The sequence below is a fragment of the Cloacibacterium normanense genome (genome assembly GCF_002943105.1).
Taxonomy (GTDB): Bacteria; Bacteroidota; Bacteroidia; order Flavobacteriales; family Weeksellaceae; genus Cloacibacterium.
Window position 1 is genome coordinate 209,409 of record NZ_PTPZ01000005.1, and the last position, 8,199, is coordinate 217,607.

General features: G+C 33.2%; 3 protein-coding genes. All 3 read left to right on the forward strand.

Annotation, left to right across the window (positions count from 1 at the left end; genetic code table 11):
- Positions 1–3: 3 nt before the first annotated feature.
- The 3 genes from sprA to C3729_RS09840 all read left to right on the forward strand — a co-directional run bounded on the left by sprA (position 4) and on the right by C3729_RS09840 (position 7,889).
- Complete coding sequence (sprA, locus tag C3729_RS09830) at positions 4–7,023, forward strand: cell surface protein SprA (RefSeq protein ID WP_104793970.1); 7,020 nt, start codon at positions 4–6, stop codon at positions 7,021–7,023.
- 133 nt (positions 7,024–7,156) lie between these two features.
- The gene (gene gcvH, locus C3729_RS09835) at positions 7,157–7,534 is read left to right on the forward strand and encodes a glycine cleavage system protein GcvH (RefSeq protein ID WP_104793984.1); all 378 of its coding nucleotides are present in this window, start codon (positions 7,157–7,159) and stop codon (positions 7,532–7,534) included.
- Positions 7,535–7,592: 58 nt separating this feature from the next.
- Positions 7,593–7,889: a VanZ family protein gene (locus tag C3729_RS09840; RefSeq protein WP_411266657.1), complete on the forward strand. Its 297-nt coding sequence runs from the start codon at positions 7,593–7,595 to the stop codon at positions 7,887–7,889.
- Positions 7,890–8,199 lie beyond the last annotated feature (310 nt).

An 8,199-nucleotide genomic window follows, 5' to 3' on the forward strand; every position in this document is an offset into this window, starting at 1 on the left:
CAAGTGAAGAAAACTTTTCCTCTGCATAAAATCTATTTTTCGATTGTATTTTTATGTTTTTCTGCGTTATTTTTTGCGCAGCAAAAGCCATCGGATACAGCGAATATTTCTATAAGGAAAGATTATGCCTTGCCCAATCCTACGAGATACGAAGCGTTCTATGATGTAAAAACAGGGATGTATTATCTCTACCCAAAAATTGGAAATACAGTAACAGGAGCGCCCGTTGTTCTTACTCCAAAAGAATATTCTACCTACACATTGAATAATAGCCTCAAAGATTATTATCAACAAAAAGCTTTTGGAGGAAATCTCTACAAAGAAGACAAAAAAGAAGCCGAAAAGAAAGGCTTAATTCAAAGCGTGACCATCAAGAATAAAATTTTTGAAACCATTTTTGGGAGCAATAAAATAGAATTAATTCCGAATGGTTTTGCGAGTTTTGATTTAGGAGGTTTGCACCAAAAAATTGAAAATCCATTAATTCTTCCGCAGAACAGAAGCAATTTTGCGATTAATATTCAGCAAAGAATTCAGCTGGGTGTTTTAGGGAAAGTTGGGGAAAATCTTCAACTCAAAGCCAATTACGATACGCAGTCTGGTTTTGCATTCGAAAACAGAATGAATCTCGTATGGCAAGCCAAAGGAACGTGGAGAGATTTACAAAATCAAGCCATCAGCGAAGCAAAAAATCCACTAAAAGGTGGCGAGGATAAAATTATAAAAAGAGTAGAATTCGGTAATGTGAATATGCCACTTTCTACCAATCTAATCAGAGGTTCTGAATCTCTTTTTGGTTTGAAAACCGAATTCCAATTAGGGAAAACGTACGGAACTTTGGTGTTTTCTCAGCAACAAGGTGAAGCCAGAAATATTGTGGTTCAAGGAGGTGGTGTAATGCAAACCTTCAAAATAAATGCTTATGATTACGAAGATAATCAGCACTATTTCTTAGGCCAATATTTCTTAAATAATTATGACAACGCTTTAGCCAATTATCCTTTAATCAATTCTAGAATTTCGATTACCCGATTAGAACTTTGGGTTTTAGACCAAGGTTCTGGTAATTTGCAAGAGCAGAAAAGTATTCTCGGAATTAGAGATTTAGGAGAAGGTGGAAGTTTCCCAGATAATTCTAATTTAGGTGTTTATAATGCCGTAGCCAATCTTGGCGGAATAAGAGATGTAAATCAAACCTACAACGCGATTAATAATCAATCACTTCCGAATACTACAAGTGACCCCAATTATAAAGACGGCGAACATTTTATCTTTAATAGAAAAGCAAAAAGATTAAATCCTGCTGAATATACCTTTAATCCACAAGTTGGTTATATTTCTTTGAATCAAAGATTAAATGACAATCAACTTTTGGCGGTGTCTTTCTCTTATACCGTTTCTGGTGACAGCAAAGTCTATAAAGTAGGGGAATTTTCCGAAGAAAGTCCAGTGGTGATTACCAAATTATTGAAACCGAACGTTTCCGTAAAAACCACTTCACCGATGTGGAATTTAATGATGAAAAACGTGTATTCTTTAAATGCCAATCAAATTGACTCGCAGAATTTCCTATTAAACGTTTTATATCGTGATAACGACAGCGGTGGAAAAGTAAATTATCTACCAGGAACACCTGTTGCAGACCAAAATTTATTGAAATTATTCAATTGGGATAGACTGAATGTAAATAACGATATTCAAAATAACACGAATGGTCAACAAGGAGACGGTTTGTTTGATTTTGTGCAAGGAATTACGGTAGATGCACAAAACGGAAGAGTAATGTTTACCAAAGCGCAACCTTTTGGGAATTACTTAGAATCTGTTTTAGGAAGCAATGACCCGAAATTTGTTTTCAATGAACTGTATACCCAACAAAAACAAGTCGCTTCTGAAAATAATTTAGCACTTAGATACACCATCGAAGGTAGATATAAAGGTTCACAAGGAACAGGAATTTCTTTAGGAGCGATTAATGTTCCACGTGGTTCTGTAAAAGTAACTGCAAACGGAGTTGTGCTTACAGAAGGCGTAGATTACACCGTAGATTATATGTTGGGCCAAGTTACCATTATCAATGAAATGGTAAAACAATCTGGTCAAGCCATCAACGTGAGTTTAGAAAACCAATTAACCTTCAACACCCAGAGAAAAAGATTTTTAGGATTAAATCTCGAGAGAAAATTTAATGAAAATCTTACCATTGGTGCAACTGTGGTGAATTATTCAGAAACACCACTCACTCAAAAAGTACAAACAGGTTTCGAAGCCGTGAATAACACGATGGCTGGTTTTAACCTAATGTACAATAACCAATCGCAGTTTTTAACCAGACTTACAGATAAAATTCCGTTTATCAATACAGAAGCACCATCTAATATTAATTTGAAATTAGAAGGAGCATATCTTATTCCAGGTCAAAATAAAGGAATTAATGATGAATCTTACATTGATGATTTTGAACAAACCACTTCTAAAATTTCATTAAAAGAACCTGCAGTTTGGAGTTTAGCATCTAAACCTGAAATTGGTTTCGGAAGCTCTAATAATAATGACTTAACCAATGGATACGGAAGAGGTCTACTTTCTTGGTACAATATAGACCCAAGATTCTACGGAGTTGGTGGAAAAGCACCAAATGGAATTAACGCTGAAGCACTTTCTAATCACGCTTCCAGAAGAGTTCAGATGATAGAACTCTTTAACAATAGAGATTTTGTAGCGGGTGAACAAACCTTCACCAATACTTTTGATATTACGTATTATCCTAAAGAAAGAGGTCCGTATAACTTAAATCAAAATGCAGAAATTCCATCACAAAGATGGGCTGGTTTAATGAGACCGATTACGGTTTCTAACTTCAGAAGTTCGAATATAGAATATGTGGAATTTTGGATGATGGATCCTTATGCAGATGGTAAAATGCTAGGAACTGCTCCTAAATTAATGTTGCAATTAGGAAACGTTTCAGAAGATATTTTGAAAGATGGAAAACTGCAATATGAAAATGGTTTGCCTACACCAAATACTCCAGCGAAAACTTCTTCTACCAATTGGGGAACTCAGCCAGACCAATTTCCGGTTTTATATGCTTTCAGTACAGAAAACGAAGAAAGAACAGCTCAAGATGTAGGTTTTGATGGTTTAGATAACGCAGCGGAAGCTACAGCTTTCAATACCAATTTTATCAATCCAGTAAAAAATGAGCCAGACCCAGCTGCAGATGATTTTGTGTTTTATCTTTCTAATCAGTTTCAGGGAGCATTAGCTTCATCTATGATTGAGCGTTATAAATATTTCAGAAATCCAGATGGAAACTCTCAGTCGAACTCTTTAGAAGTTTCTTCTCAAACTCCGGATGCAGAAGATGTAAATAAAGATTATAACCTAGACCAAAGCGAAAATTACAATCAGTATGATATTAATTTAGCACAAAGCGAATTGGTTTTAGGAAGAAATAATATTGTAGATGTAAAAGAAGTAGAAGTGAAATTCCAAAACGGACAAACTTCTAAAAATAAATGGTTCTTATTCAGAATTCCAGTTGCCAATTATAATTCTTCTACCGAAACTTCTGGCGCAGACCAAATTCTCAACAACGTAAGATTTGCCAGAATGATGCTTACAGGTTTTGATGAAACCGCTACCATTAGATTCGGAACTTTAGACTTGGTAAGAAGTGAATGGAGAAAATATGGTAAAGGAATTGCTTCAAATAGAGTAGATGATCAGAATCAATTTGAAGGAACAGGAACTGTAGATAACTCTAAATTTGATGTAGGAAGTGTAAACTTAGAAGAAAATGCATTGGGAACTCCACCTTATGTATTGCCTCCAGGAATTGAGAGACAAGTTCTCAGCGGAAATGCAGGTGCTCAAAGACAAAACGAAGCTTCTCTTTATATGAAAACCAACCTTCCGAATGGGGAAGCAAGAGGTGTTTTCAAAAATATCGCTTTAGATATGAGAAGATTCCAAAATTTAGAACTATTTGTTCACGCAGAAGATTTAATTGGCAAAGGCTCTAATCTTGATAAATCTGCGAAGTTCTTCATTAGATTCGGTAGTGATGCTACTGATAACTATTATGAATATGAAGCTTCGCTTAAATATACCGCTCCGAATGCTACTTCTCCGCTAGATATTTGGCCAAATGAAAACACCGTGAGATTAGCGATTCAGGATTTTGTAGACTTAAAAATCTTGAGAGATAAAAATTCTACGGTGACCAACGAAAGATTTACTTCGGCAGATTTTGGTGATGAAAATAAAGCCTTCTACGTAAAAGGTAGACCAAGTTTAGGAAATATTACCACCATGATGATTGGGGTAAGAAATAATGATGAGGTAGATAAAAATCTTATTCTTTGGGTGAATGAAATCAGACTTTCAGGTATAGAAAATAAAGGAGGTTATGCAGGAAATGCAAATCTTAACTTTAATTTAGGAGATTTTGCAACTGTAAATGCGAGTGGCGCTTATTCTACTATTGGTTTTGGTTTCATTAACCAAAAACCTGCGGAACGTTCACAGACTACTAACTCAGCTTTTGGTATCAATACGATGGTGAACGTAGATAAATTCTTACCAGAAAAGTTAGGATTGAAGATTCCGGTGAATTATTCTTATTCTCAAACCATAGAAGATCCTAAGTACAATCCACTAAATGACGATGTGGAATTTAACAAAGATCCAAAGAAAGATGAACTGAAAAAAGTAGCAAGAACGTATACGCAACAAAGAAGTATTGGGGTGCTCAATATGAGAAAGGATAGAATGAATCCTAATAAAAAACCAAAATTCTATGACGTAGAAAACTTATCCATTTCTTTAATTTATAATGATGATAAGTATAGAGATGTTTATACTAAAGACAATTATAGACAATATTTAAGAGGAAATATAGATTACAGTTTTAATTTTAAACCTTGGAATCTTAAACCATTTAATGAAATTGTAAGCGATACCGCGAAATCTTATCCTTATCTGAAATGGGCAAAAGAAATTAACTTTAACCTAGTTCCGACAAGAGTTTCTTTCAGAACAGAGTTAGATAGAAATTATAATGAACTAGAATTTAGAAATATTGATGCTTTACTCAATGGAAATTCTTCAGCGGATTTTGATGTGATTAAAAACCGAAACTTCTTCTTCGGTTGGCAATATAACGTAGGATTTAATTTAACCAAATCTCTAAAATTAGATATTTCATCTGCTACCAGAACGATTAATGACCAATTGGATATTCAAACCTTTGACAGAAGTTCTATTTTCCAAAATGTTTTCCAAAAAGGAAGACCGGTTCTTTATAACCATAGAATTCAGTTGAGTTACAGATTGCCATTTGAAAATTTACCGTATTTAGATTTTGTAAATACAGAAATTGGTTACGGTGTACAGTATAATTGGAGCGCTCGTTCTACAGCAATGGTAGATACTAATGGAGTAAAACTAGGGAACTTGGCACAAAATACCAATAATATTAATGTAACTGGAGGTGCAGATTTTAATAGTTTCTTCAATAAGTTTAAATATTTTAGAAAAGTAAATGATAAAATGAATGCCAGAAAATCTGAAATAGATTCTCTGAACAATGTCTATACTCAGAATTTCTTAAAAAAAGGAAGGAAAAAAGCATTCAAATCTTATACATTTAAAAATAAATTGACGCCTACTCAAGCTTTTGCTTATGCATTGACGGCGATAAAACAATTAGATTTTAATTATACTGAAAATAACGGAACGGTTTTACCAGGATTATTATCTTCTCCTAATTTCTATGGATATGGAAAAGGAATTGGCGGTCCAACTTTTGGATTCTTGTTGGGTTCTCAAGCAGACATAAGAAGATATGCCATAGAAAACAGTTGGATTTCTTCTTCGGAATACATGACGGAAGCTTATTCTCAGATGACGACCCGAAATCTTACTGGGAATATTCAGATTCAGCCAATCAATGATTTTAGAATAGATGTGAGTTTTACCAAAAATTACATGAAGAATTTAATGCATGGTAACTTTAATGTAGATGCGATTAGCAGTACACCTCAGTTTGATTTTTCTTTTGCAACTGAGATGATTACGTTTACCAATTCTAATATTCTCTTGAAAACAAGTTTTGGAAGCGATAATATTTACGAAAAAATCATAGAAAATGCTAAGACAATTTCTCAAATGTATGGAATACCACAAGCTGATGGTTATGCAGAACATTACAGCAAAGCCAATGCTTATGTATTGATTCCAGCTTTCCAAGCAGCGATTGAAGGAAAGTCTCCAACGAAAAATAACAATTTAGAAAAATCTAAATTCCCAATGCCAAACTGGAGAATTACTTATTCGGGAATTAAAAACATACCTTTTATTAATAGTCAGTTTGCTAAGTTTGATATTCTTCATGCTTACACTTCTACTTATACCGCAACTGGAATTCAAAAAAGTGTAGACTATTATAATAAGAATGTAAATCCTGGAGCTCCTCAATATGATATCAATAATGATGTGTATAATCCATATACATTTAACACGATTGGTTATGTAGAAGATTTCTCTCCACTTTTAGGAGCAGATGTTACCATGAGAAATAATATGCAGTTCCGTTTACAATATAATAAGAACAGAATGTATACACTCGGTTTGGTAAATCATACTTTAACCGAAGATTTAGGTTCTGAATATGTTTTTGGTTTTGGATATATTTTAAAAGATTTAAAAATCAAAGTTAGATATCAAGGAAAAGAAAAAAATCTGAAAAGTGATTTAAATGTAAGAGCAGATTTTTCACTGAGAGATAATCAAACCAGAATTACCAATATATTATTAGATGATTCACAGATTACCGGAGGTCAAAGATTAATGAGCGTAAAAGTTTCGGCAGATTATAACATCTCTCAGAACTTTAATCTAAGATTTTTCTATGATCAATTAATGACCAAGTATAAAATTTCTACAGCATTTCCACTTTCTACGGTGAGAGCTGGTATTACTGCTACCTTTAATTTTGGAGGAGGTCAAGGTTTCTAAATGCACATATAATATATATATATATTATATAATATAGAATAGAATCAAATTTATTTGGTTCTATTTTTTTTAGAAAAAACTTTTTTGCAACCTCCATATAATTTCATTAATTTTGGGAAAAATAAATTTAGAAATGAACACACCATCAGAATTAAAGTACACCAAAGATCACGAATGGGTTAAACTAGAAGGAAACGTAGCTACAGTTGGAATCACTGATTTTGCTCAAAGCGAATTAGGAGACATCGTTTTTGTAGATGTAGATACTGTAGACGATGATTTAAATGCGGGAGAAGTATTCGGTAGCGTAGAAGCTGTAAAAACTGTTTCAGATTTATATTTACCAGTTTCAGGTAAAGTAATAGAGTTTAATGAAGAGTTAGAAGGTGAACCAGAATTGGTAAACACAGACCCATACGGAAAAGGATGGATTGTAAAAGTAGAACTTTCAGAAGGTGCAGACCAATCAGAATTGCTAACTGCAGAACAGTACCAAGAACTCATTGGATAAGATAACTCACATATTTAGATATTACGTATTGCCCATTTATTGGGCAATACTCACATATATGCTCCTCAAACCAGGAGTAGAAAACAAAGAATATTGGTTTATGTTCTCTGGAATTGATAAATTATTACATATTTCAATATTCGCCCTATTAGGATTTGTTTTCAGAATAAGTTTTCCTAGAATGCGATTTTTTACCTTTTTCTTAATTATGTTTATATATGGATTAGGTACAGAAATACTACAAAGAGAAATGCATTTAGGCAGGAGTATGGAATTATTAGACCTTGTTGCAGATTTATTAGGAGTGTTGATAGGATACTTTACCTATCAAAAAATAAAAAACTATTACTTCTAAATTTATATGGCCCCTAATAATGTTTAGGATTTATAGTATAAATAATACTAAACAAAGCGTATTTTCTTATTGTGGATAACTTTGAAAACTAGTGTAAGTTATTTGTTATCAGAAGAATGTTTTCCCCAATTTAAACAACTGTATAAGTTTTTGTGTAAAATATTTGCATTGTATAGGTTTATCGTCATACTTTTGCATCACCAAAATAACGGTAGCGCAGGAGCTAATTAAAGAAAAAGATACGAAACGAGAACTTAAAAATATTTAAAAAAATATTTGGAAGTTTAGAAAAAAGAGTTACCTTTGCAGT

Excerpts from the sequence above, each read along its gene's own strand:
- C3729_RS09840 (WP_411266657.1), top strand. The coding sequence starts at position 7,593 with ATGCTCCTCAAACCAGGAGTAGAAAACAAAGAATATTGGTTTATGTTC.
- gcvH (WP_104793984.1), top strand. The coding sequence starts at position 7,157 with ATGAACACACCATCAGAATTAAAGTACACCAAAGATCACGAATGGGTT.